Annotated in this window: 28 protein-coding genes; 15 read left to right on the top strand and 13 right to left on the bottom strand. The window is 43.7% G+C overall.

Features of this window, described 5'->3' with window-relative positions; genetic code table 11:
- Positions 1-5: 5 nt before the first annotated feature.
- Positions 6-749 carry a uroporphyrinogen-III synthase gene (locus DN53_RS06545; RefSeq protein ID WP_116216349.1) on the top strand — a complete coding sequence of 248 codons (744 nt, stop codon included), beginning with the start codon at positions 6-8 and terminating at the stop codon, positions 747-749.
- 57 nt (positions 750-806) lie between these two features.
- On the opposite strand, the gene pckA is transcribed toward DN53_RS06545, so the two are convergent.
- Together pckA and DN53_RS06555 are read right to left on the bottom strand one after the other, a co-directional pair.
- On the bottom strand, positions 807-2,423 hold the full coding sequence (gene pckA, locus DN53_RS06550; protein WP_129653593.1) for a phosphoenolpyruvate carboxykinase (ATP): 1,617 nt from the start codon (positions 2,421-2,423) through the stop codon (positions 807-809).
- 66 nt (positions 2,424-2,489) lie between these two features.
- Positions 2,490-2,879, bottom strand: a complete 390-nt coding sequence (locus tag DN53_RS06555; protein WP_129653594.1) for a DUF423 domain-containing protein — start codon at positions 2,877-2,879, stop codon at positions 2,490-2,492.
- A 79-nt stretch (positions 2,880-2,958) separates the two neighbouring features.
- Between DN53_RS06555 and DN53_RS06560 the strand changes: the two genes are divergently transcribed.
- From DN53_RS06560 to DN53_RS06575, 4 genes are all read left to right on the top strand, one after another.
- Complete coding sequence (locus tag DN53_RS06560; RefSeq protein ID WP_129653595.1) at positions 2,959-4,332, top strand: saccharopine dehydrogenase family protein; 1,374 nt, start codon at positions 2,959-2,961, stop codon at positions 4,330-4,332.
- 48 nt (positions 4,333-4,380) lie between these two features.
- Positions 4,381-4,851, top strand: coding sequence for an Lrp/AsnC ligand binding domain-containing protein (locus tag DN53_RS06565; RefSeq protein ID WP_116216353.1), 471 nt, complete (start codon positions 4,381-4,383; stop codon positions 4,849-4,851).
- Between the two features lie 39 nt (positions 4,852-4,890).
- A complete protein-coding gene (locus DN53_RS06570) occupies positions 4,891-5,211 on the top strand; it encodes a hypothetical protein (protein WP_129653596.1) in 321 nt (106 codons plus the stop codon).
- Positions 5,212-5,329: 118 nt separating this feature from the next.
- Entirely contained in the window at positions 5,330-5,848 is a 519-nt protein-coding gene (locus DN53_RS06575; protein ID WP_129653597.1) for a ferritin, read from the top strand.
- 78 nt (positions 5,849-5,926) lie between these two features.
- On the opposite strand, the gene DN53_RS06580 is transcribed toward DN53_RS06575, so the two are convergent.
- The 5 genes from DN53_RS06580 to DN53_RS06600 form a co-directional block, all read right to left on the bottom strand.
- Positions 5,927-6,277: a winged helix-turn-helix transcriptional regulator gene (locus DN53_RS06580; protein WP_129653598.1), complete on the bottom strand. Its 351-nt coding sequence runs from the start codon at positions 6,275-6,277 to the stop codon at positions 5,927-5,929.
- 127 nt (positions 6,278-6,404) lie between these two features.
- A complete protein-coding gene (locus DN53_RS06585; RefSeq protein ID WP_129653599.1) occupies positions 6,405-7,106 on the bottom strand; it encodes a zinc metallopeptidase in 702 nt (233 codons plus the stop codon).
- Positions 7,107-7,200: 94 nt separating this feature from the next.
- Positions 7,201-8,301, bottom strand: coding sequence for an alanine dehydrogenase (gene ald, locus DN53_RS06590; RefSeq protein ID WP_129653600.1), 1,101 nt, complete (start codon positions 8,299-8,301; stop codon positions 7,201-7,203).
- A gap of 186 nt (positions 8,302-8,487) precedes the next feature.
- Positions 8,488-8,742 carry a SemiSWEET family sugar transporter gene (locus DN53_RS06595; RefSeq protein WP_129653601.1) on the bottom strand — a complete coding sequence of 85 codons (255 nt, stop codon included), beginning with the start codon at positions 8,740-8,742 and terminating at the stop codon, positions 8,488-8,490.
- Between the two features lie 98 nt (positions 8,743-8,840).
- Positions 8,841-11,831 carry a leucine--tRNA ligase gene (locus DN53_RS06600; RefSeq protein ID WP_129654043.1) on the bottom strand — a complete coding sequence of 997 codons (2,991 nt, stop codon included), beginning with the start codon at positions 11,829-11,831 and terminating at the stop codon, positions 8,841-8,843.
- Between the two features lie 215 nt (positions 11,832-12,046).
- Here DN53_RS06600 and DN53_RS06605 point away from each other — a divergent pair, with 215 nt between their 5' ends.
- From DN53_RS06605 to DN53_RS06625, 5 genes are all read left to right on the top strand, one after another.
- Positions 12,047-12,925, top strand: coding sequence for a cell division protein FtsX (locus DN53_RS06605; protein WP_129653602.1), 879 nt, complete (start codon positions 12,047-12,049; stop codon positions 12,923-12,925).
- Between the two features lie 102 nt (positions 12,926-13,027).
- Positions 13,028-13,291, top strand: a complete 264-nt coding sequence (locus tag DN53_RS06610) for a DUF3098 domain-containing protein (RefSeq protein WP_129653603.1) — start codon at positions 13,028-13,030, stop codon at positions 13,289-13,291.
- Entirely contained in the window at positions 13,292-14,086 is a 795-nt protein-coding gene (locus DN53_RS06615) for an undecaprenyl-diphosphate phosphatase (RefSeq protein ID WP_129653604.1), read from the top strand. It begins immediately after the preceding gene.
- Positions 14,087-14,116: 30 nt separating this feature from the next.
- A complete protein-coding gene (gene truB, locus DN53_RS06620) occupies positions 14,117-14,803 on the top strand; it encodes a tRNA pseudouridine(55) synthase TruB (protein WP_129653605.1) in 687 nt (228 codons plus the stop codon).
- Between the two features lie 88 nt (positions 14,804-14,891).
- On the top strand, positions 14,892-15,611 hold the full coding sequence (locus tag DN53_RS06625; RefSeq protein WP_129653606.1) for a hypothetical protein: 720 nt from the start codon (positions 14,892-14,894) through the stop codon (positions 15,609-15,611).
- Here DN53_RS06625 and DN53_RS06630 read toward each other — a convergent pair.
- Positions 15,594-16,226: a thioredoxin family protein gene (locus DN53_RS06630; protein ID WP_129653607.1), complete on the bottom strand. Its 633-nt coding sequence runs from the start codon at positions 16,224-16,226 to the stop codon at positions 15,594-15,596. The genes DN53_RS06625 and DN53_RS06630 overlap by 18 nt on opposite strands.
- A gap of 178 nt (positions 16,227-16,404) precedes the next feature.
- Here DN53_RS06630 and DN53_RS06635 point away from each other — a divergent pair, with 178 nt between their 5' ends.
- From DN53_RS06635 to DN53_RS06645, 3 genes are read left to right on the top strand one after another with little or no spacing between them, the layout of a single operon-like run.
- A complete protein-coding gene (locus DN53_RS06635) occupies positions 16,405-16,968 on the top strand; it encodes a DNA-3-methyladenine glycosylase I (protein ID WP_129653608.1) in 564 nt (187 codons plus the stop codon).
- Positions 16,958-17,539, top strand: coding sequence for a hypothetical protein (locus DN53_RS06640; RefSeq protein WP_129653609.1), 582 nt, complete (start codon positions 16,958-16,960; stop codon positions 17,537-17,539). Before DN53_RS06635 ends, DN53_RS06640 begins: the two co-directional genes overlap by 11 nt.
- Positions 17,520-18,206, top strand: coding sequence for a DUF2490 domain-containing protein (locus DN53_RS06645; protein ID WP_129653610.1), 687 nt, complete (start codon positions 17,520-17,522; stop codon positions 18,204-18,206). The genes DN53_RS06640 and DN53_RS06645 overlap by 20 nt, the downstream gene beginning before the upstream one ends.
- On the opposite strand, the gene aat is transcribed toward DN53_RS06645, so the two are convergent.
- From aat to DN53_RS06660, 3 genes are read right to left on the bottom strand one after another with little or no spacing between them, the layout of a single operon-like run.
- Entirely contained in the window at positions 18,180-18,857 is a 678-nt protein-coding gene (gene aat / locus DN53_RS06650; protein WP_129653611.1) for a leucyl/phenylalanyl-tRNA--protein transferase, read from the bottom strand. The two genes, DN53_RS06645 and aat, sit on opposite strands and share 27 nt — an antisense overlap.
- 30 nt (positions 18,858-18,887) lie before the next feature.
- A complete protein-coding gene (locus DN53_RS06655; protein WP_129653612.1) occupies positions 18,888-20,264 on the bottom strand; it encodes a short-chain fatty acid transporter in 1,377 nt (458 codons plus the stop codon).
- Between the two features lie 6 nt (positions 20,265-20,270).
- Positions 20,271-20,648, bottom strand: coding sequence for a DUF3127 domain-containing protein (locus DN53_RS06660; RefSeq protein WP_129653613.1), 378 nt, complete (start codon positions 20,646-20,648; stop codon positions 20,271-20,273).
- A gap of 124 nt (positions 20,649-20,772) precedes the next feature.
- Between DN53_RS06660 and DN53_RS06665 the strand changes: the two genes are divergently transcribed.
- On the top strand, positions 20,773-21,924 hold the full coding sequence (locus DN53_RS06665) for a sensor histidine kinase (RefSeq protein ID WP_129653614.1): 1,152 nt from the start codon (positions 20,773-20,775) through the stop codon (positions 21,922-21,924).
- Between the two features lie 3 nt (positions 21,925-21,927).
- Entirely contained in the window at positions 21,928-22,278 is a 351-nt protein-coding gene (locus tag DN53_RS06670; RefSeq protein WP_129653615.1) for a hypothetical protein, read from the top strand.
- Here DN53_RS06670 and DN53_RS06675 read toward each other — a convergent pair.
- The gene (locus DN53_RS06675; protein ID WP_129653616.1) at positions 22,261-22,662 is read right to left on the bottom strand and encodes an HIT family protein; all 402 of its coding nucleotides are present in this window, start codon (positions 22,660-22,662) and stop codon (positions 22,261-22,263) included. The two genes, DN53_RS06670 and DN53_RS06675, sit on opposite strands and share 18 nt — an antisense overlap.
- A 65-nt stretch (positions 22,663-22,727) precedes the next feature.
- Positions 22,728-23,204 (bottom strand): transcription elongation factor GreA, encoded by a 477-nt coding sequence (gene greA, locus DN53_RS06680; RefSeq protein WP_129653617.1) that lies wholly within the window; start codon positions 23,202-23,204, stop codon positions 22,728-22,730.
- Between the last annotated feature and the right edge of the window lie 148 nt (positions 23,205-23,352).

Consider the following 23,352-nt stretch of genomic DNA (forward strand, 5'->3'; position numbering starts at 1 on the left):
AGCTTATGAAAGTAAAAACAATTTTGGTTTCCCAACCAGAACCCAAAATCGAAAACTCTCCTTACTCACGATTGATCGAGAAAGAAAAGGTTAAAGTAGACTTTAGGCCTTTTATCCATGTAGAGGGAGTTGAAGCCAAAAATGTACGGCAGCAAAAAATCGATCTGAACAATTTTACGGCAATCATCTTGACGAGTAGAAACTCTGTCGACCATTTTTTCAGGATTGCCGAGGAAATGCGTTTTAAGGTTCCTGACACCATGAAATATTTCTGTCAGTCAGAGGCAGTGGCCTACTATCTGCAGAAATATGTGGTCTATAGAAAGCGCAAGATCTACGTTGGCAAGCGTACCTTCAATGAATTGGTGCCGCTTATCAAAAAATACAAGGATGAAAAATTCCTTTTACCTTCCTCCGATGCCCTTAAGGCAGCAGTGCCCCAAGCTTTGGACGAGTTGGGCGTAGATTGGAAACGCGGCATTTTCTATAAGACCGTCATCAGTGACCTTTCAGACCTTAGAAACGTATATTACGATGTTTTGGTTTTCTTTAGCCCATCTGGAATTGAATCCCTTCTGAAGAACTTCCCGGATTTTGAGCAGAACAACACCCGCATTGCCGTTTTTGGCAATAGCACTGTAAAAGCTGCTACCGACGCCGGTCTTCGAATTGACATTCAAGCTCCAACCCCGGAAACACCATCCATGACCATGGCGCTACAGAAATACATTACCAGCGTAAATAAGTAAGATTTTATTGGAACATATTATTAAAAAGCCCGGTCAATACCGGGCTTTTTGTTATCATTAGAATGCGTAGCGTTGGGGACCGCCCCTTCTGATCTCTTCGTTGGCATAAGCTTCAAACTTCTTGAAGTTCTCCCTAAACGCATTGCTCAATTTAAAGGCCGTTTTGTAGTACGCCTCATCATTGTTCCAAGTAGCCCTTGGACTCAACACCTTGGTGGGAACCCCTGGGCATTCCCTGGGTTGTGCCACACCAAATACCGAGTGGATATGGTATCTGTCATAGCAATAGAGGCCAAGTTCCCCGTTCAAGGCCGCATGAATCATGGCCCGGGTATATTTCAACTTCATTCGTGTACCTACTCCATAAGGTCCACCGGTCCACCCCGTATTGATCAACCATACGTCCACTCCGGATTCTTTCATTTTCTTGCTCAACATTTCGGCATATTTGGTAGGATGCAATGGCATAAACGGCGCACCGAAACACGCTGAAAAGGAAGGTTGGGGCTCAACCACCCCAGCCTCGGTACCGGCCACTTTTGCAGTATACCCTGATATAAAGTGATAGGCCGCTTGGGCAGGTGTCAACTTTGAAATGGGAGGCAACACCCCAAAGGCATCAGCAGTAAGGAAAAAGATGTTCTTTACATTTTCCCCAATCGATGGCTCCTGTATATTGTCTATATGATAAATAGGGTAGCTTACCCTGGTATTCTGTGTGATGGAGGTATCTGAAAAATCGACCACTCCAGCATCATCCATGATCACATTTTCCAAAATGGCCCCTTTTTTGATCGCTCCATAGATCTCGGGCTCACTCTCTTCGGAAAGATCAATCACCTTGGCGTAGCAACCTCCCTCAAAATTGAAAACCGTATTGGCCTCGGTCCATCCGTGTTCATCATCTCCAATAAGTTTTCTATGGGGATCCGTGGACAAGGTTGTTTTTCCCGTACCCGAAAGTCCAAAGAAAATAGCCGTGTCACCCTCTTCCCCAACATTTGCGGAACAGTGCATGGGTAGTGTGTTCTTATATACTGGAAGTATAAAATTCAGGGCAGAGAAAATACCCTTCTTGATTTCTCCCGTATATCCGGTTCCTCCTATCAGGGCAATCTTTCTGGTAAAGTTTAAGATGGCAAAATTATGTTGGCGTGTTCCATCCACTTCGGGATTGGCCATAAAACCAGGTGCATTAACCACGGTCCATTCGGGCTCAAAACCATCCAACTCCTCATCGGTTGGCCGTAAGAACATATTGTAAGCAAACATATTGGACCACGGATACTCATTAATGACTCTTAGGTTCATTTTATATGCTGGGTCCGCGCAAGCATAGGAATCCCTTACAAACAATTCCTTTTCGTTTAGATACGCGATGACCTTATCATAGAGTTGGTCGAACTTTTCACTCTCAAAAGGGATGTTGATATTGCCCCACCAAACCTTATCTTCGGTAATGGCATCCTTGACAATAAAGCGGTCCTTGGGCGACCTTCCGGTAAATTCCCCAGTGTTTACGGCCAAAGCCCCAGAAGAGGCTTCTTTTCCCATACCCATTTCCAAGGTAATATCATGCAACTCCTCTGGGGAAAGTTGATAATGGAAATTGTTATGGTCAATTCCATAAGATTGAAGCGAAATCGTTTTCGAAGCTGGTGTGGAAGCTTTCATTGGTTCGTTTTTTATATACTACAAAACTAGAAAAATATAACTTTTAAACCTCTGTTTGTGGTTTATTTAAGCTCGCTTATGGATTAAAATGCGGTATCCTAAAAGAAACCATCCCAAAATCAAAAAAACACCTCCAATTGGTGTTAAAAATCCAATGACTTTAAAATCAAAGCTCGTAAGACTGTTCAGGGCCAAGGCATAAATTGAGAAAGAAAACAGCACAACACCCATCAGCACCATTGTATAAATCACTTTTTTATGCTTCTTGTCCAAACCTTGCCAAATCCCCAAAAAAAGCAGGAACAACGCATGGTACATTTGATACCTCACTCCGGTCTCGAACATCTCAATTGATTCTGAATCCACCAATTTTTCCAAGCCATGCGCCCCAAAGGCACCCAACACAATGGCCAATAAACCGAATAGGATTCCCGTTAACAGTATTGTTCTGTTCATAACTTTATTTACTAATTTTTTTAGAAATATAACAATTTGATACCTTAGTGTCCGTTTTAATCAAAAGTAATCAAAACCTATGGTCCGCACTATTTTAGTTGTGGGGGCAGGAAAATCAACCTCCTATCTATTAGACTATCTGCTTAAAAATTCAGATAGTGAAAACCTCCGTTTGGTCATTGGCGACCTACAACCCAAGAACATTCCAGAGCAATTTTCCTCACATCCCAATTGTGATGTGATCACGTTGGACATTTTTAATGATGATGACCGCAAAAAAGCCGTATCGTCCGCATCGATTGTCATTTCAATGCTTCCGGCCAGTTTGCACATCAAGATTGCAGAAGATTGCATTCAGTTTAAAAAGCATTTGGTCACCGCATCGTATGTAAGTAAAGAAATGGAAGGCTTGAACGAGGAGGTGAAAAAGAACGGTCTCATTTTTATGAACGAGATTGGGCTTGACCCCGGAATTGACCATATGAGTGCCATGGAAGTGATCGATCGTATCCGGGCCAAGGGTGGAAAAATGTTGTTGTTCGAGTCGTTTACCGGCGGATTGGTGGCCCCTGAAAGCGACTCCAATCTCTGGAACTATAAATTCACCTGGAATCCGAGAAACGTGGTCCTTGCCGGTCAAGGTGGAGTTGCCAAATTCATCCAAGAGGGCACCTATAAATACATCCCCTACCAAAAACTGTTTAGGAGAACCGAGTTTTTGGATGTGGAGGGTCATGGAAAGTTTGAGGCCTATGCCAACCGCGATTCCTTAAAATATAGAAAGGCCTATGGCCTCCAAGATGCCCTTACCCTCTTTAGGGGCACTATGCGGAGGGTTGGTTTTTCCAAAGCATGGCAGATGTTTGTCGTTTTGGGAATGACGGACGACAGCTACACCATTGAAAACTCGGAAGGCATGTCTTACCGGGAGTTCATAAACCTTTTCTTGCCCTATTCCCCTACAGACTCGGTGGAATTGAAATTGCGGTACTACCTTAAAATAGATCAGGATGATATCCGTTGGGGTAAATTATTGGAGTTGAATCTCTTTGACGCTACCAAAAAAATACCCTTGAAGAATGCTTCGCCTGCACAGATTCTTCAATATATCCTTGAGGATAGTTGGACTTTGAAAGAAGACGAAAAGGATATGATCGTGATGTACCACAAATTTGGCTACGAGTTAAACGGTATTAAAAAGCAGATTGATGCCAATATGGTGGTCCTAGGGGAAAATAGAACCTATACCGCTATGGCCAAAACCGTTGGCCTGCCCGTGGCCATAGCCACTTTACAGATATTGAACAAAAAAATCACGACCCCAGGGGTTCAGATTCCCATTAGTATGGAAGTATACCAACCCATACTTGACGAACTCAAATCCTACGGAATGCATTTTAAGGAATACGAAGTACCCTATCTGGGCTACAATCCAGATTCCGTAGCCAGTTAGTCTTATGCATTTTTTCAATATCTTTAGCTTCAGTTTTAAATCTTTTCTGTGAAAAACCATAACAGTTCGGTTAAAATTGATGGCATAGACAAGAAAATCCTAAGGTTCTTGATGGAAGATGCCAGAAGGCCCATTTTGGAAATCGCCCGTAACATTGGTATTTCCGGAGCAGCCATTCACCAGAGATTGAGGAAATTGGAAAGTTCAGGTCTCTTGTCCGGTTCAAAATTCATCATCAACCCCAAGGTGCTGGGGTATACCACCATGGCCTATATCGGTATCTTTTTGGACAAGGCCATGGCCAATCCGCAGGCTGTACGCGAACTTGAGAAAATCCCTGAAGTGCTGGAATGCCATTATACCACGGGAAACTGGTCCATCCTCATTAAAGTCCTATGCCGGGACAACGAACACCTGATGCAGGTGCTCAATAAAAAAATCCAACAAATCGAAGGGGTTTCAAGAACAGAAACCTTCATTTCATTGGATCAGCAAATAGATCGACAAATTCAAATCTGATATTTGTATTCAATCTAAATAAACTTTACATTTGTGCCCATGAATGTAGTTTATCAATCTACATATTACACCTTATACCAATCCATGAAGGAACGTTGCTTCTATGTGGATTTTGGCCAAAAATTGGTCCGAATGTCGCTTTGCCAATTGCTTTCCCTTCGACACAAGGTATTGTCCATCTCCATTGAAGATCATTTTGACGGGGATTTGAACAAACATGGCTTTGAGGTATTGATGCTTTGCAACAAAGAACACCTCTTGGTCCTGAACACCTTGGAAATCCTAGACCTAAAACACATGGTTGAACAAGGTTTTGTGGCCATGGGGCTTTCCGAAGAACGTGAAGCCGTCACCGTTTAGACCCCTTTCTTCCATCTATTTTTATTCAATCTAAAACTGCCTTAAAACAAGGAAGTTACTTCCAAAACGGAATCAAATTCCTTATTTTTGATATACTAACACGATAAACCCTGTATACATGAAAGATATAGCAAGACAAAGTATGAGCATTAAAGTGGAGTCCATGGATTTGCTCAACGGACAGATAAAAATGGAAGCCCATGCTTCTGCCACCTATTTGGCCATGGCGTCTTGGTGCGAGCAGAATGGGTTTTTTACCAGTGCCAAATTCTTCTACAAGCAATCCGAGGAAGAACGCGGCCATATGATGAAGATTTTTGAATTTTTGATCGATACGGGAGGAAACCCCTTATCTCCTGAAATCACCGGTATCAACCATGACTACTCATCCATTGTTGATGTGTTCGAGAGCACTTTGGAACATGAGGTGGCCGTTACCAAATCCATTCACAATATTGTGAAAAAAGCACGTGAACTGGGTGATATTGCCACAGAACGCTTCTTGGATTGGTTTGTATTGGAACAGGTTGAGGAAGAGAACACCATCCGGGACATTCTGGATATGATCGAAGTGACCGGAACGGAAGGTGTAGGACTTCAGATGATCGACAATCAAGTAGGCAATTGGATAGAATAAATTATCTTTCCATATCCTATAAAACATAACGGGGCCGATGGCCCCGTTTTTAATTTGTATAATCTTATTTATGCTACTTCATAATGAATTTGGGTCCTCGGTTTTGAAGCTCTCGGTCCACCTGTTCCTGGCCCATGGACCCATGGGCTGCAATAGCTCAAACAATTCTTCCCCGTACTCTGTTAAGGCATAACCCTCCATAGTTCTTTTGATCAGGTTACAATCCCTTAATTCCTTGATCCGGGTATTGAGTGTATTGGGAGAGATGGATTCGCAATAATCCTGTAACCCCCTAAACGTGCTAGGCCCATTGTACAGGTGCCAAATGATTCCCATAGCCCAACTCCTCCCTAATAAATCCAATAAGGCCATGATAGGTTGTCCGGTTTTTGACCCCCGAACAGGTAGTCCTGGTTTAGGTATATTCATGAAGCTATTATTTTAATAGCAAAGCTACTAAAATAATAGCAGATATGTTTTTATCCCATAAAAGACCACAAAAAAAACCTGCTCAATCTTAGTTGAACAGGTTTGTAAATATTGTAGATCTTGATTCTTAATCCCTGCTTCCAAACACCTGTACTGCCCAGTAGAGCAAGGAAGCCAAAGCACCCAATGCTGCTACGAGATAGGTTCTGGCCGCCCATTTTAAAGCGTCTTCGGCCCCGGCATATTCTTGCTGGCTTACCATGTTCTTCTGCTTCAACCACACCAAGGCGCGTTTGCTGGCATCGTATTCCACGGGAAGGGTAACAAAGCTGAACAAGGTCGCCATTCCCATCATGACCAGACCGGCCACTGCAATGTAGAAGCCAATTCCGCCTGCCACTCCTGTTGCCGCCATCAAGGCAATACCTCCAAATACGACCCAAGTGGACATCCCAGAAGTCACACTCACCACAGGCACCAATTTGGACCGCATGGTCAACCATTCATACGCTTGAGCGTGTTGCACCGCGTGTCCACATTCGTGGGCCGCCACCGCAGCTGCGGCTGCATTACGCTGACTGTATACGCCTTCACTAAGGTTAACGGTCTTGTTCTTTGGATTGTAGTGGTCCGTAAGCATTCCGGGGGTAGAAATGACTTTCACATCCCGAATACCATGGTCATCCAGCATTTTTTGGGCAATCTCTGCACCACTCATACCATTTCTTAGATGTACCTGGGAGTATTTCTTGAACTTACTTTTAAGTTTATTGCTCACCAACCAACTGACCAGTGCAATCCCACCAATCAATATATAATATGTCATCATAATTATTCGATTTTTGCTCTTATAAATATACCATATTACAACAAAAACCCCGCCAAGCTTTGACGGGGTCTTTCTACTGACAAAATGTATGCTTTTACGCCACGGCAGATTCCCAATGAAACGTCTTAATGATTTCTTCGTATACCACTTCCCCCTCAACAATATTCAATCCTTTGGCCAAGGTCTTGTCCAAATTACAGGCGCTTCGCCAACCCATATTGGCCAATTTAAGCACATAGGGCAAGGTAACGTTGGTCAAGGCCACCGTTGAGGTGTACGGCACGGCTCCGGGCATGTTGGCCACACAGTAATGGACCACATCATCAATAATATATGTGGGGTTGCCATGGGTAGTGGGTTTGGTGGTTTCCACACACCCTCCTTGGTCCACGGCCACATCAACGATAACCGTTCCAGGACGCATTTCCTTTAACATATCCCTTGTGATCAGATTGGGCGCCTTGGCTCCCTTCAACAACACCCCTCCTATAATAAGATCATGGGATTGTATATGTTTTCTGATATTGAACTCATTGGAAAACTCCGTGACCACATGACTGGGCATGATATCATTTACATAGCGAAGCCGTTTCATATTGACATCCAGAATGGTAACATGTGCGCCAAGCCCAGCTGCCATTTTTGCAGCCTGAATGCCTACAGTGCCCGCCCCTAGAATCAAGACACGACCTGGGGCTACCCCGGGAACACCTCCCAAAAGCACTCCACGACCTTTCACTGGTTTTTCCAAATATTTAGCTCCTTGCTGAATGGCCATCCTTCCCGCCACTTCAGACATAGGGGTCAACAAAGGCAGGGTGCCCTCCTCATCCTCCACAGTTTCATAGGCAATGCAAACACCCTTGCTCTTGATCATGGCCTGCGTCAACGACTCACTCGAAGCAAAATGAAAGTAGGTAAAAACAATCTGCCCTTCCTGGATCAAATCGTACTCCTTGGCAATGGGCTCCTTGACCTTCACGATCATATCGCTCTTGGCATACACCTGCTCAATGGTATCCAAAATAGTGGCTCCGGCCTGTTGGTAATCTTTATCAAAAAACCCACTGCCCTCACCTGCACCCGATTGCACATAAACGGTATGGTAGTTCTTCACCAATTCAAAAACCCCAGCTGGCGTCATGCCAACCCGGCCTTCACTGCTTTTGATTTCTTTAGGCACCCCTACAATCATTTTGTTGTGTTTTATGGTTACTACACCCAAAGTTGTTATAAAAACCGGAATCAACGAAATGAAATCGATAAAATGTAGGGGTTGTCAGTTAAATTTTATATAAAAACCACATTATACCCTACTTTTTTAGGGGGTAAATAATAATTATTATACAAAATGACATGTTATACCCATTAAAAATAGGGGTTACTTGTGCTTTAGTTTTAAAAACAGCATTACTATGACCAGTAGTCCTGTCAAACCATTGGCCAATATGATGGCCAGACTCCCATGCACGTAACCGTAATACAGCCACAGCATGGTTCCAATGAAGAAAGCCAAATACATGGTAAGGGAAATATCCCGTGTGGATTTATGTCGCCATGTCTTATATACTTGCGGGATAAAAGCACTGGTGGTAAGGGTGGCCGCAACAAGGCCAATGATCTCAATAGTGTCCATGGTAGGTTATTTACCCTAAATGTAGGGCTTTACTGTTTTGAAAAACAAAAATAAGCCGCCTTATAAGCACTATTCCATCATCTGGAATAGATGCCCTTTTACCCAACGATATTCACAATCTTACCGGGCACCACAATGACTTTTTTGGGAGTACGCCCCTGCAACTGTTCCTGGGTTTTTTCGTGAGCCAGAACTGCAGCCTCTATCTCTTCTTTGCCCATATCCAAAGGCAATTCCAATTTGAAACGCATTTTTCCATTGAAAGAAATGGGATATTCCTTGCTGCTCTCCACTAGATATTTCTGCTCAAACTTTGGGAAAGGCGCTTCGGCAATGGACTCGGCATGTCCCAGTCGCTCCCAAAGCTCCTCCGCAATATGGGGCGCGTAGGGCGACACCAAAATGGCCAACTGTTCAAAAATAGCCTTGCTGGTACATTTTTGAGCGGTAAGTTCGTTCACACAAATCATAAAGGTGGACACCGAAGTGTTGAACGAGAAGTTCTCGATATCTTCCTCCACTTTTTTGATGGTCTTGTGCAGCGTTTTTAGATTATCGGCCGTGGGTTCTTTGTCCTCAATGACCCCAAAAAGGCGCCATAGTTTTTTAAGGAAGGAATGCACCCCCGTAATTCCTGCAGTGTTCCACGGTTTGGATTGCTCCAAGGGCCCCAAGAACATTTCATACAGACGTAGTGAATCTGCCCCATACTCCTCACAAATGGCATCTGGGTTGACGACATTGTATTTGGATTTGGACATTTTTTCCACCTCACGCCCAACAATATACTTTCCATCTTCCAAGATGAACTCCGCATCCTTGTATTCAGGTTGCCATTTTTTGAAGGCTTCCACATCCAACTCATCAGATGCATTCACCAAAGAAACATCGGCGTGAATTGCATCAAATTGCTTCCAAGAAGTTTCAGTAATCTTTCTACCGCCTTTTTTTGAAAGCAAATCAGAAAACATCTCATCTAATACACTTGAATAATCATAAATAAAGCCTTTTTCTTTTATAGCTTTTTCAATTATTCCTTTAGAAATAAATACTGGTTGCCCATTATGCTTTTTGGTCCAACGGTAAACAAATGCACTCGTTCCCGTGATCATCCCTTGGTTGATCAATTTTTGGGCATACTCGTCCTTGGGGACATAACCCCTATCAAACATAAACTTCTGCCAAAAACGGGAATACAACAGGTGGCCCGTAGCATGTTCACTACCACCAATATATAGGTCCACATCCTGCCAATATCCAATGGCCTCCGGAGAAAAGATGGCCTCATCGTTGCGTGGGTCCATATATCGATTAAAGTATTGCGAGCTTCCTGCCCAACCCGGCATCGTGTTCAATTCCAAAGGATACACTCCTTCGTGAGATTCCGAATCAAGTTCGGAATGACCGTCATGCTGAACTTGTTTCAGCATCTCATTGGAAACTACTTTATTGTTCTTGGCGTCCCAAGCCCAAGTGGTGGCATTGCCCAAGGGCGGTTCGCCGGTTTCGGTGGGAAGGTATTTCTCCACTTCGGGCAATTCTAAAGGCAAGTGTTCCAAAGCGATCATTTGGGGCATACCATCCACATAATACACTGGGAAGGGTTCTCCCCAATAGCGTTGCCTACTGAACACGGCATCACGAAGGCGATAGTTGATCTTACCCACTCCATGTCCAATTTTTTCCAACTCGGCAATCACCTTTTTGGTCGCTTCTTTATAGGAAAGCCCATTCAAAAAGTCGGAATTAGCTATGATGGTGGTCGCTTTATCGGCAAAAGCCTCTTCAGAAATATCCACCCCTTCAAAAATGTTGGGGATCGCTATATGGTAATGTTTCGCAAAATCGTAATCCCGTTGGTCACCACAAGGTACCGCCATCACCGCCCCAGTTCCATAACTGGCCAAAACGTAATCGCCAATCCAAACGGGAACAGGCTCCTTGGTAAATGGATGCTCTGCATACGCACCGGTAAACACCCCTGAAATGGTCTTTACATCGGCCATACGATCCCGCTCGGAACGCTTTGCCGTGGCCTCCACATAGGCTTCCACCTCCGCTTTTTGTTCCGGGGTGGTGATTTTCCCCACCAAATCGTGCTCAGGGGCCAAGGTCATAAAACTTACCCCAAAAATGGTATCGGGGCGGGTGGTGAAGACCTCAATCGTGTCCGGCTTCTCGACTGCGCTCGAAGTGACACCTTCATTTGGAATGACATTGAAAGTCACCGAAGCGCCTTCGGAACGACCAATCCAATTGGTCTGGGAATCTTTTAGCGGCTGTGGCCAATCAATCTTGTTCAATCCATCGAGCAAGCGTTGGGCATAAGCCGTGATACGCATGCTCCATTGTGTCATTTTTTTTCGGATGACGGGATGGCCTCCACGCTCGGATACGCCATTTACAATTTCATCATTGGCCAAAACCGTACCCAAGGCCGGACACCAGTTCACTTCGGTATCAGCCAAATAGGTCAGTCTGTATTTTAAAAGAATCCCTTGTTTTTCTTTTTCAGAAAATGCGTTCCATTCCGCTGCACCAAAACTGGGTGTATCCTCATCGCAAACAGCTTCCACCGTTGTATTTCCTTCTTTTTCAAAAACGGAGATCAAGCTCTCAATGGCCTCAGCCTTATCGGATTTTTTATTGTACCACGAGTTGAACAATTGGATAAAGATCCATTGTGTCCATTTGTAATATCCGGGATTGGAAGTGCGCACTTCCCTGCTCCAATCGAACGAAAAGCCCAACCTGTCCAACTGCTCACGATACCTATTGATATTATTTTCGGTAGTGATTGCAGGATGCTGTCCGGTTTGAATGGCGTACTGCTCCGCAGGCAATCCAAAGGAATCGTACCCCATGGGGTGCAGCACATTGAACCCTTTATGTCTTTTATAACGGGAATAGATGTCCGTGGCAATGTACCCCAGTGGATGCCCAACGTGCAATCCTGCCCCAGAAGGGTAGGGAAACATGGACAAGGCATAAAATTTAGGCTTGTCGGAATCGTTGATTGCCTTAAAGGTTTCATTTTCTGCCCAATACTTCTGCCATTTGGCTTCAATGTCACGGAAATCGTAGTTCATCATACTTCTTTATGTTCACTTTGCCACATCGAGCCCTTCACCTTTGCTCAGGATAAACTCCGTTAGATGCCCCAAGTATAAGGGAAGAGATTTCTCGCCAAGATTACATCCAGCCTCGAAATGACAAAAAACTGTATCTCTTTTCGAGTTGCAAAAATAGGTTTAATCCCCTAAATACAATTTACTTTTCTATTTTTACGTACTGATTCCACTCTATGAGCCAATATATTGAACGATATCAGCGAAGAAAGTTGATTTCCTCCTACTTCTCCGTGGTTTTGAGCATCGCATTGGTGCTTTTCCTGTTGGGTGTTTTGGGGCTTTTGGTCCTGAACACCAAAAAACTGGCAGACCACTTTAAGGAACAAATCACCATTTCGGTCTTTTTGAAGGACAATGCCAAACCGGTAGAGATTGACCAATTGCAAAAAAGCCTTGCTTTGGCCGAATACACCAAATCTGCCGAGTACATTTCCAAAGAGGATGCCGCAGAGCAGTACAGTGAGGACATTGGAGAGAATTTTGTGGAGTTTTTGGGCTACAATCCACTAAAGAATTCCATTGACGTGCATTTAAAGGCCGATTTTGTCTCTCCCGAGCAAATCGCGGAAATTGCCGATGATCTTGCCACAAAAACCTACGTGGACGAGGTAAGCTATGACAAGCCGTTGATCTCCCTGCTTAACGACAACGCTCGAAAGATAAGTTTATGGATATTGGTGGCCAGTGCCGTTTTTACCGCCATAGCCGTACTACTCATCAATAGTTCCATCCGACTTTCCATCTATTCCAAACGGTTTATCATCAAGACTATGCAGATGGTAGGTGCCACCAAAACCTTTATCAGACGACCCTTTATCTGGGCCAACATAAAACTGGGCATGATAGGCGCGGCCGTGGCGTTGGCCTCCTTGAGCATCCTTATTTATTACATCAACAAAAATTTTCCCGAATTGAACCTGCTACAGGATTATTTGGTATTGATCTTTTTGTTCGTCGGGGTCTTTGGACTTGGGGTTGTCATTTCATGGGCAAGCACCCATTTTGCCACCCAACGTTTCTTAAATCTAAGAACAGACGATCTTTACTATTAGATTCTAGATATTGGACCGCTACGCTGATAGATTTGGGACTCATAACTTCCCATATTGTTGGTTCAGAAAATATTCTGGGAAACTTTTCCTTAAATTTGCTGCATGAGCAAGAAAAACAAGAATGTTCAAAAACCCACCAAGGAGTTTATTTTTCAAAAAAAGAACTACCTGTTCCTCTTCATAGGACTGGCTTTTATTGCATTGGGTTTTATTTTGATGGCTGGGGGTGGCAGTGATGACCCCGAGGTCTTCAATCCAGATATCTACAGTTTTAGGAGAATTCGTTTGGCACCCACTTTGGTACTGATCGGCTTGGGCATACAGATTTATGCCATTTTGTTGAACCCTAACAAAAACAAAGAATAATTGGAGCTTATTGATGCCATTATCCTTGGAATCATCCAAGGGTTGACCGAATTTTTGCCTGTATCGTCCAGCGGACATTTGGAATTGGGGAAAGCCATTTTGGGCGCACATGCCCTTCCCGAGGAAAGCTTACTCTTCACGGTAATCTTACATTTTGCCACCGCACTGAGCACCTTGGTCGTGTTCAGGAAGGACGTTTTTGAAATTTTGAAAGGCCTTTTCCAGTTCAAATGGAATGAGGAGACCCAGTTTTCACTCAAGATTGTCATTTCCATGATCCCTGCGGCTTTGGTCGGACTGTTTTTGAATGATTTTATTGAAGTGTTTTTTGATGGCGCCATCATCATAGTGGGCATTATGCTCATCATTACTGCAGTGCTACTCTATTTGGCCGATTTGGCCAAGACTACGGACAAGGGGGTTTCGTTCAGAAGTGCGTTTGTCATTGGAATGGCACAGGCCGTGGCCATTTTACCAGGGATTTCCAGAAGTGGGGCCACCATTTCGGCAGCTGTTCTTTTAGGGGTGGACAAGGCCAAATCGGCCCGTTTTTCATTCTTGATGGTCGTTCCCCTGATTTTGGGAAAAGTGGCCAAAGACCTTATGGGAGGTGAAATTAATTTTCATGGTGATCAAGCCGTGGCCATGGGTGCTGGGTTTATTGCAGCCTTCATTGCCGGTCTTGCTGCTTGTACCTGGATGATCAAACTCGTACGCCAGAGCAAGCTTACCTATTTTGCCATATATTGTCTTGTTGTGGGACTTATCGCCGTTGCTTGGAGCATTTGGGGATAGATTGTTACCTTTATCCAAATCCCGAAACCTTTGAAAACCAAGGAAGATTTTTTAAACGGTCAAATTCTTTTGATCGACAAACCTTTGGAATGGAGTTCCTTTCAGGCGGTGAATGCCCTAAAATGGGCCATCCGAAAAAAATTCGACCTTAAGAAAATAAAAATAGGCCACGCCGGCACCTTAGACCCATTGGCCACTGGGCTTTTGATTATCTGCACGGGAAAGTTCACCAAAAAAATCCCGGAGCTGCAAGGACAGATCAAGGAATATACCGGAACCTTCACGCTTGGGGCTACCACCCCTTCCTACGATTTGGAGACCGAAGTAAACCAAACCTACCCTACGGAGCACCTTTCGGAAGCCTCCATAAAAGAGGCCACCAAGGAATTTTTAGGGGAGATTGAGCAAGTGCCTCCTGTATTCTCTGCCCTGAAAAAAGATGGCAAGAGACTCTACGAACTGGCCCGTGAGGGAAAGGAAGTGGAAATCAAATCAAGGAAAATTACGATTGCAGCGTTCGAAATCACCCGAATTCAACTGCCCGAGGTGGATTTTAAGGTAGTGTGTAGTAAAGGGACCTATATCCGTTCCTTGGCCTATGATTTTGGCAAGGCCCTGAATTCCGGAGCCCATTTATCAGCCTTGAGAAGAACCAAAATAGGGGATTTCAACGTAAATAATGCCACAACCCCCTTGGTCTTCAAGGAAAATCTGTAGCAAAAATGGCTCTGTGGCCATCACTGCAATAGGTTTATGAAGGCTATTGGGTAAAATAATTTTAAAAAAAAGCGGTTATACTAGAACCATGAACTTGAACAGAAGCCAGTTATCCCTTATCATAACCTTCTTCTCCATGGCCTTGGTGATTTTGTTGTTGTTCAACATTCACTTAGGGAGCATGCAAGAAGATGAATATGTCATTGAGATGAGTTTGGCCGATGAGGATATCGAGGAATTGCTGAAAGAGGAGGAAGAGCGTATGGAGGAATTGGCCAACAACGACCCCATTAAAAGCCATATGGCCTTCAACCAAACCGCAAAGCCCACCATTGGAAACCCCGAGCCTTTAAAAACACTGGAAGAACTTTTGGAAGAACGTGCCATGAGCAGCGAGGAGGGGGAATTTTCCGGAAACGACGCCGATTTCGCCAATCAATTGAAAGAACTGGCCGCCAAACGGGACGAAAAAAAACAAAAACTAGGGGAGCGGGACGCCCAAAAAGAAGAATTTACCAATTACTTAAAAGATAGACGTACTTCCATTTCCTTTTCCTTGGTAGACAGAAACGCCTATTATCTTCCACCACCTATATACACCTGTATTGAAGGAGGCAAGGTGGTCATCAACATTAAAGTGGATGGTAACGGGTATGTTACCGAGGCCGATTTTAATGATAAAAGCTCGGGCACCAGCAACGGGTGCTTGGTGGACAATGCCATCGCATATGCCCTAAAGGCACGTTTCAGTACAGATTCCAAAGCCTCGCAAATAGGCACTATTACCTATCTATTCCAAAGGAAGTAGTCCCACCAAGTCATTTAAAATATCTTCTCCCTTGTTTTTATTGTACCAAACCTGAAGGTCCTGTTTGAACTCTGGGGTAAATGTTCCATGCGTTGCTTTAAAATCATTTGCCATTTGTGTGGCAATGCTTGGCCTTGGTCCCCATTCCGCTATAATTTCATTCAAATCCGCATCAAATACCACCAATTTGGGTATGGAACGACTGCCATTGGTCAAGAAGGCATCCATAAGCTCGGGATTTTCATCCCTAAGCAAAACTTTGAACTCCATATTTGGATTCGTTTCGGCCATCTTGTTCATTATGGGCATACTGTGCGCAGCATCCCCACACCAGCTTTCGGTCAAAACCAAAAACTTCAATCTAGAGGGAATATTGGAGACCTTTTGCGCTACGGTTTCAGGTAGTCTGAAAGTCTTGTCCCATCGCTTCATTCGGCGGTCGTTGAGCTGGGTATATTCAATGTTCGCTTCGGATTGGGGCAAACCAGTGGTTTGTTTGGTGTCCACCAAGTGATGGACCAAATCCCGATACTTTTCATAATCCATTCCCATTGAAATCCCCTGTCTCACCAAGGTAATCCTATCCTCTTCAATCTTTTTTTCCAATAGTTCCATCTCAAATACTTTTTACAAAAGTACGCTCCACAATCTGGGCGTTTTCTGATTTTTGTCATTGGTTGTATCCCATGTCAAAACCTTACACGTATTCCCTTATCAACTTAATTATTGAATCCTGCTGTTTTCGTTACCAGATGTTTCGCGGGTTCTTTACCTTTATCCAAAACTTTCCACCATGGACAAACATCGATGCGGTTGGTGCTTGGGCGACCCTTTGTATGAAGCCTACCACGATCAGGAATGGGGCGTTCCCGTAAAGGATGACGCCACTCTTTTTGAATTTTTGATATTGGAGACTTTCCAAGCTGGCCTAAGTTGGATTACCGTATTGCGAAAGCGGGACAATTTTAGGGAAGCCTTTGACCATTTTGATTATAAAAAGATTGCCAAGTATGGTCAGGATAAAATCGATGAGCTTTTGGACAACCCTGGTATTATTAGAAACAAATTGAAAGTGCATGCCACTGTTTCCAACGCAAAAGCATTTATGGATATCCAAAAAGAATTTGGAAGCTTTAGCGACTACATTTGGGGGTTTGTGGATGGTAAGCCTGTTAAAAACAGCTTGGAAAATTACAAAATGGCCCCGGCCACCACACCTTTATCGGACACCATCAGTAAAGATTTAAAAAAACGAGGGTTCAAGTTTGTGGGCAGCACGGTGATTTATGCCCATATGCAGGCCACAGGCATGGTGAACGATCATGAAACCGCTTGTTTTAGGTATCATGAAGTATAGTCCGATCATATTGTTTTTTTTGTGCCTTTCCCATTTGGGTTGGGGACAGCAGAGCAAATACGAACAGGAATATAGGATAACGCAAGAACTATTTCCCCAGAAGGCCTATGCACTTCTGTCAGAATATTTAGATCGAGCAAAACGGATACGTTTTTACAAGGAAATAGACAGTACCAAGGAAAGTTATGAGGCCAAATTCAAAAAGGGCAGACTGAGGTACAGTGTTGAGTTTGACATTGACGGCACTTTGGAAGATGTAGAGTTTATCATCAAAAAAGATGATGTGCCAGAAGAAACATGGCATAATATCCTAACTCATCTTGATACGCATTTTCCAAAATTTCGACTTAGAAAAATTCAACAGCAACATCCCTTGGTCCATCAGGATCCCAAAAAGACCCTTCATGATGCCTTTCAAAATTTAATCCTGCCCCACGTTAATTACGAACTGGTTTTTTCCGCTAAAAAAGAAAACCGTTTTCAAACCTATGAGGCCTTGTTCAATTCAGAGGGCAAATTGGTCAAACTCCAAAAATCATTTCCCCCAAGTTATGACCACATCCAGTACTAAGTGGCTTTCCCTATTCTTTTTCTTTGGATTGGCAGTGGTGAGTGCCCAAGATAACCTTACAGGATATTGGCAGCCCCAGTTTGCCATAGATTATGATGTAACCCCACTCTACTCCCATAATTTTTCCGTGATCAACAGAAATTATGTGGTGCAGGAGGGTGAGTCCAAAATCAAAACCCGTCACTTGGATGTGGTCCATTTTTCCAAAATAAATGTGCAAAACAACCAGAGTGTTGCATTGGGTATCTTATACAGGTTCAGGGAAGCTTTTGAGGATTCTGAAAATGAACTGCGCCTCACACAGCAATTCAATCTTACTTCAAAACCCTATGTGGTTCGTTTTGGACACCGGATACGTTCGGAACAGCGCATAACAAAATCTGCCACCGTGCATCGATTTCGATACAGATTTGCCGTTGATTTTCCCTTGAAGGGTGAAAAGCTGGATATAGGGGAACCTTATTTTGTGGGAACGCTTGAAAATTTATTGAGTGTCGCTAGAAGTGCCTCTCCCCAGTACGACACCCGACTTACCGGTTTTATAGGGTGGCAATTGGATGCGAATCTAAAGCTTCAATTTGGTGTGGAATACCGATTGGAAGAATATACCTCGGGCTTGCCTCAAAATGTGGTCTTTTTACTAACCACTGCCCAGCTGTCCCTTTAAGATTTCCACAAATTGTTTTCTCGGGATCAATTCCGCGCCCAAACTTTCCAGATGATCGGTATGGACTTGGCAATCAATGAGATGATAATTTTTTTCCTGAAGCTCTTGCGCCATTTTCACAAAGGCAAACTTGGAGGCGTTTGGTTTTAAGCTGAACATGCTTTCACCACAGAACACATGCCCTAAATCCAGACCATACAGTCCCCCTACAAGAACACCGTCTTCCCATACCTCATAGGATTTGGCCCATCCCTTTTTATGTAAATCGATATAGGCCGATTTCATTTTGGGAGTGATCCACGTACCGTCCTGACCTTTTCTCTCCATGTTGGCACAGTACTCCAACACCTCTGAAAAACAAGTATTCTGGGTCAATTGCAACTTCCCATCCCGTAACACCTTGCGCATACTTTTGGATACTTTGATTTTATTGGGAAAAAGGACCATACGGGGATCTGGGCTCCACCACAGAATAAGGGCATCATCATTGAACCATGGGAAAATTCCGCTTTTATAGGCAAGCAGCAATCGTTCAATGGACAAGTCACCGCCCACGGCCAAAAGTCCATCTTCGTTTGCCATATGCACAGGGGGGAACTCCAAACGGTCTCCCAGAAATGCTAGGGGAAAGTTGTTTCCGTTATTTTCCAAAGCGCTCTTTTTACTAAGATACGCAATAGGTTAAAAAATAAGAAGTCCGGCTATATAGATAAGACTACCAATTACCATGAACAATAAGGTATAGGGTAGTATTTCCTTGGCTTTGAGTTTAGTAATCCCCAGTAGAGGCAAAGCCCAAAAAGGTTGTAACATATTGGTTACTTGATCTCCATAGGCCAAGGCCATGATCACTTTTGGCAACGGAACATTCAATTGTATGGCAGACTGAAGCACCAAAGGTCCTTGAATGGCCCATTGCCCCCCTCCACTGGGCACAAAAATATTGACCAATCCGGCACTGAAAAATGTAAAAATGGGCAAGGTAGTGGTGGTACTTACAGAAGCAAAAAAGTTGGAAACCTCATTGATCATACCACTTCCGGCCATGATTCCCATAATCCCAAAATAGAGTGGAAATTGAATCAGAATACCTGCGGTATCCCCAATAGCCTCCTCTACTGCCATTAAAAAACGCTTAAAGCTCCCGTGTAGCAGAATGGCCAACCCCAACATAAAAAAATTGAGCATATTGGGTGTAAGGTTCAATGTTTTGAGGGCGGGGAGGTACTGGACAAAAAAGGCTGCCAAAACCAATATCCCAAACAGGATGGAAACCCAAGGGGAATGATCCAATCTCTCGGCGCCTTCGCTATTTTCTCGCTCCAGTGACGCAAATTCATATCGTTTCAGGTCTAGTGGAGTAGGTTCCGTTCTTTTGCTTAAGTAATAGGCTAAAATCACTATACATAGGGTCACCAATACAAATACAATCAAGTTCCAATAACTGAAAATGGTGTAGGCTGTGGATAGCGTCTCCGGCAGTGTTTGCAGGATTTTGGCATCGGCCACTCCTTCCAACAGGCCTTTGAGGTGTCCGGCTTCGGCTACTTTAAGGGGAGCGGAAGCACTGATTCCTCCATGCCACACCATTAAACCGGAATACCCACACGCCCCGATTAATGGATAATTGATAGCTATGTTCTTTAATTGGGCATATTCCCCTACTTTTCGGGCCAAAATGGCACCAAAAATCAATCCCAACCCCCAATTGAAAAAAGAAACCAACAACGTGGGCAAGACCACCAAAACCGTGGCGCTGGATGTATTGGTCACCCATCCCGTTATCCGCAGGATCAATTGTTCCATGGGCTTGCTCAGGACCAAAACATGGCCCAACACCAGAATAAGCATCATCTGGTAGGCAAACACCAAGAGTGCATTGTTCCAAATGCCATTTTCCCAGTACGATAGGATGGCAAAAAAATGGTTTTCCCCTGTAGTGTTCTCCGTGAAGACCAAAGCCAGCCCCATGGTCAGGAGGGTAAGCAAAACCGCAATGGTAAAAGGGGAGGGAAAGTACCTCCTAAAAATATGTTCTATGACCTTGGTAAGGCCCAATTTGGATTAGAATGGGAGGTCGTCGTGGTCCTCCTCATTGAGGTCATCCGCAGGTTCAAAGGCTTCCATGGGTGGGACCGGGGGCATGTTATCCCCTTGGGCCTCAGACTGTAGGTTTTCTATCCTCCATCCTTGTATGGAGTTAAAGTATTTGGTTTCCCCTTGAGGGTTTGTCCATTCACGACCGCGAAGGTTAATACTCACTTTCACCGGCTGTCCTACGGAATAGTTGTTCAGCAAATCGCACTTATCCTGTATAAACTCCACCAAAATATGTTGGGGATATTGTTCTTCCGTGGTAATGACCATTTCCCTTTTTCGGAACCCATTGTTCCCAAAAGTCTTGGTCTCTTCGATCATTTTGATTCTTCCCTGAACTTCCATGTATGTTAATTTTCAATGAAATTCAAATGTACATAAAATGAAACCCATAAGAAACCCGTTATTTCAACTAACTATCAACATATTTTTTCTTTTCCGCTATCTTTAATCACAATTCAGCCTAAAAATGAACTTCAATCCCAAACGGAAAGCTTCCAACATTACTTTGCTGATATCGGCATTTGTGATTGTGAGCCTTATCCTTTGGAACACCAATAGTTTCTTTAAAAAGTTCAAGGAGGAAGAGCGATTGAAAATGGAGATATGGGCCACGGCCCAGTTGGAACTCATCCAATCTTCCGTAGACCAGGAACTGGGTAACCTGACCCTTAAGGTCATGGGCAACAATACCTCTACCCCAATGATTTTGGTGAACGAAGAGGGTTCGTTCAAAACCCATAACATTCCAAAGGAAAGGGTGATGGACAGTGTGTATATCCAAAAAAAAATCAGACAGTTTGAAAGTGAAAATGAGCCCATCCAAATCATTCAGGATGGGGAGCTTTTAGAGACGCTCTACTACGGGAATTCCGAAGTCCTCAACAAACTCAAATATTATCCCCTGGCCCTGTTGTTGATCATTTTCCTGTTTGGCGCCGTAATCTTCTTTTTCTTTAGGACCAATAAAGCCTCGGAACAGAATAAGCTATGGGCCGGGATGGCCAAGGAAACAGCACACCAGATAGGCACACCACTGACGTCCCTTTTAGGATGGAACGAACTGTTGAAATCAGAGGACATCAACCCGGATATCACCAAGGAGATTGCCAAGGATATTGATCGGTTGCATACCATTACGGAACGGTTTTCCAAAATTGGGTCCATCCCTGAATTGGGCAACCATGATATCGTGGCCGAAACCAAAAAAGCATACGACTATCTAAAACAGCGCAGTTCCAAACTGGTACATTTTTCATTCAGCACCAACATTGATGAGCTCATTGTGCCTTTGAACCCCCCTTTGTACAACTGGAGTATTGAAAATTTGGTGAAAAATGGCATCGATGCCATGAAGGGCAAGGGAAACATTGGTATCCAAATTGAAAAAAAGGGGCAAAACGTGCATATTCTGGTCTCGGATACAGGACTAGGCATCCCCAAAAGCGATTTTCAGAATATTTTCAATCCTGGGGTTACTACCAAAAAAAGAGGTTGGGGATTGGGGCTTTCCTTGGTGAAAAGAATCGTTGAGGAGTACCATAAAGGAAAAATTAAAGTATTTTCGTCCAGTAAGGAAGGAACAATCATGCAAATTTCACTACGAACCAATGCATCGTGAGTCATGTCAAAGGAAAAAAAGGTCATACTAAAGGAAGCCGAAATCACAAACAACTGCCCGGAGTGCTTTAATCAAGAGCTGATGCTCACTTTCTACCAAAAACACACCTTTGGCACATTTTTCCACGTCACTACCAACGAAGTGACCCACGAAATAAAATGCAAAAAATGCCAATCCATTATTTATCCGGTAAGTTGGACGCCGGACATTGAGCGCGTTTTTGATTACTACAATAAATTGGTGACCCCCAAAAGGTCATCCATCCGCTTTACCACTTTGTTCTTTGTAGTTGTGATAGCAGCCATTGGCGTAGTGGCGGCAACGATATATTTATATCTAGAAGGACTTATCTAAAGCATCACCGATTTTCTCTGCCAAGGCTTCAAACTCTTCGGCACTAAGGCTTTCCTTGTGCTGAAATGTGGCATTTTTCATACTTTGAAGAGGAATGAGATGTACGTGCACATGGGGCACCTCCAGGCCTATTACGGACATACCCACTCGCTTACAGGGAACAACGGCTTCAAGAGCCTTGCCTACTTTTCTGGAAAAGGCCATAAGTTTCATATAGGCTTCCTCATCCAAGTCCAGTAGCTTATCCACCTCCTTTTTGGGCACACATAAGGTATGCCCCTTGGCATTGGGGTTGATGTCCAAAAAAGCAAAGTTGTCCGCGTCCTCTGCGATTTTATAACAGGGAATTTCCCCATTGATGATCTTGGTGAAAATACTGGCCATGTTGATTTTGGTTTAAAAAAAATCCCATCGAGGGATGGGATTAAATATAGGGATTTTAGTGTCTTTTATTGTCTGGTGATTTCCAAAACCTCCAACTTTAACGTTCCGTTGGGCACTTTGATCTCGGCCACATCACCAACGGATTTTCCCAGCAATCCTTTTCCAATGGGAGAGGTCACCGATATTTTGCCCGACTTAAGGTCTGCCTCACTTTCGGCCACCAAGGTGTATTTCATTTCCATGCCATTGGCCTGGTTTTTCAGTTTTACGGTGGAAAGCACCAAAATCTTTGAGGTATCCAGTTGCGATTCGTCTATCAACCTTGCATTGGCCAGGGTTTCTTCCATCTTGGAAATCTTCATTTCCAAAAGACCTTGGGCCTCCTTGGCAGCATCATACTCGGCATTTTCAGACAAATCTCCCTTATCCCTCGCTTCAGCAATGGCTTGGGAGGCTTTGGGACGTTCAACGTCTTTTAATTGGTTGAGTTCATCCCTCAATTTTTTTAATCCCTCGGCTGTATAATAAGATACTTTACTCATATCGTCACGTTTTAATGCATAAGGACATCGAAGAAAATAAAAAATTTCCCCAATGGTCTCTTCTCTACAAATACAAAAATCCCCAACGAATTCCATGCCCCTGCATGGTTTTTTGCGAGGATTTAACGCAAATATAGGTAAATTTTGC

It is taken from the genome of Flagellimonas olearia (genome assembly GCF_004150225.1).
GTDB classification, from domain to species: Bacteria; Bacteroidota; Bacteroidia; order Flavobacteriales; family Flavobacteriaceae; genus Flagellimonas; species Flagellimonas olearia.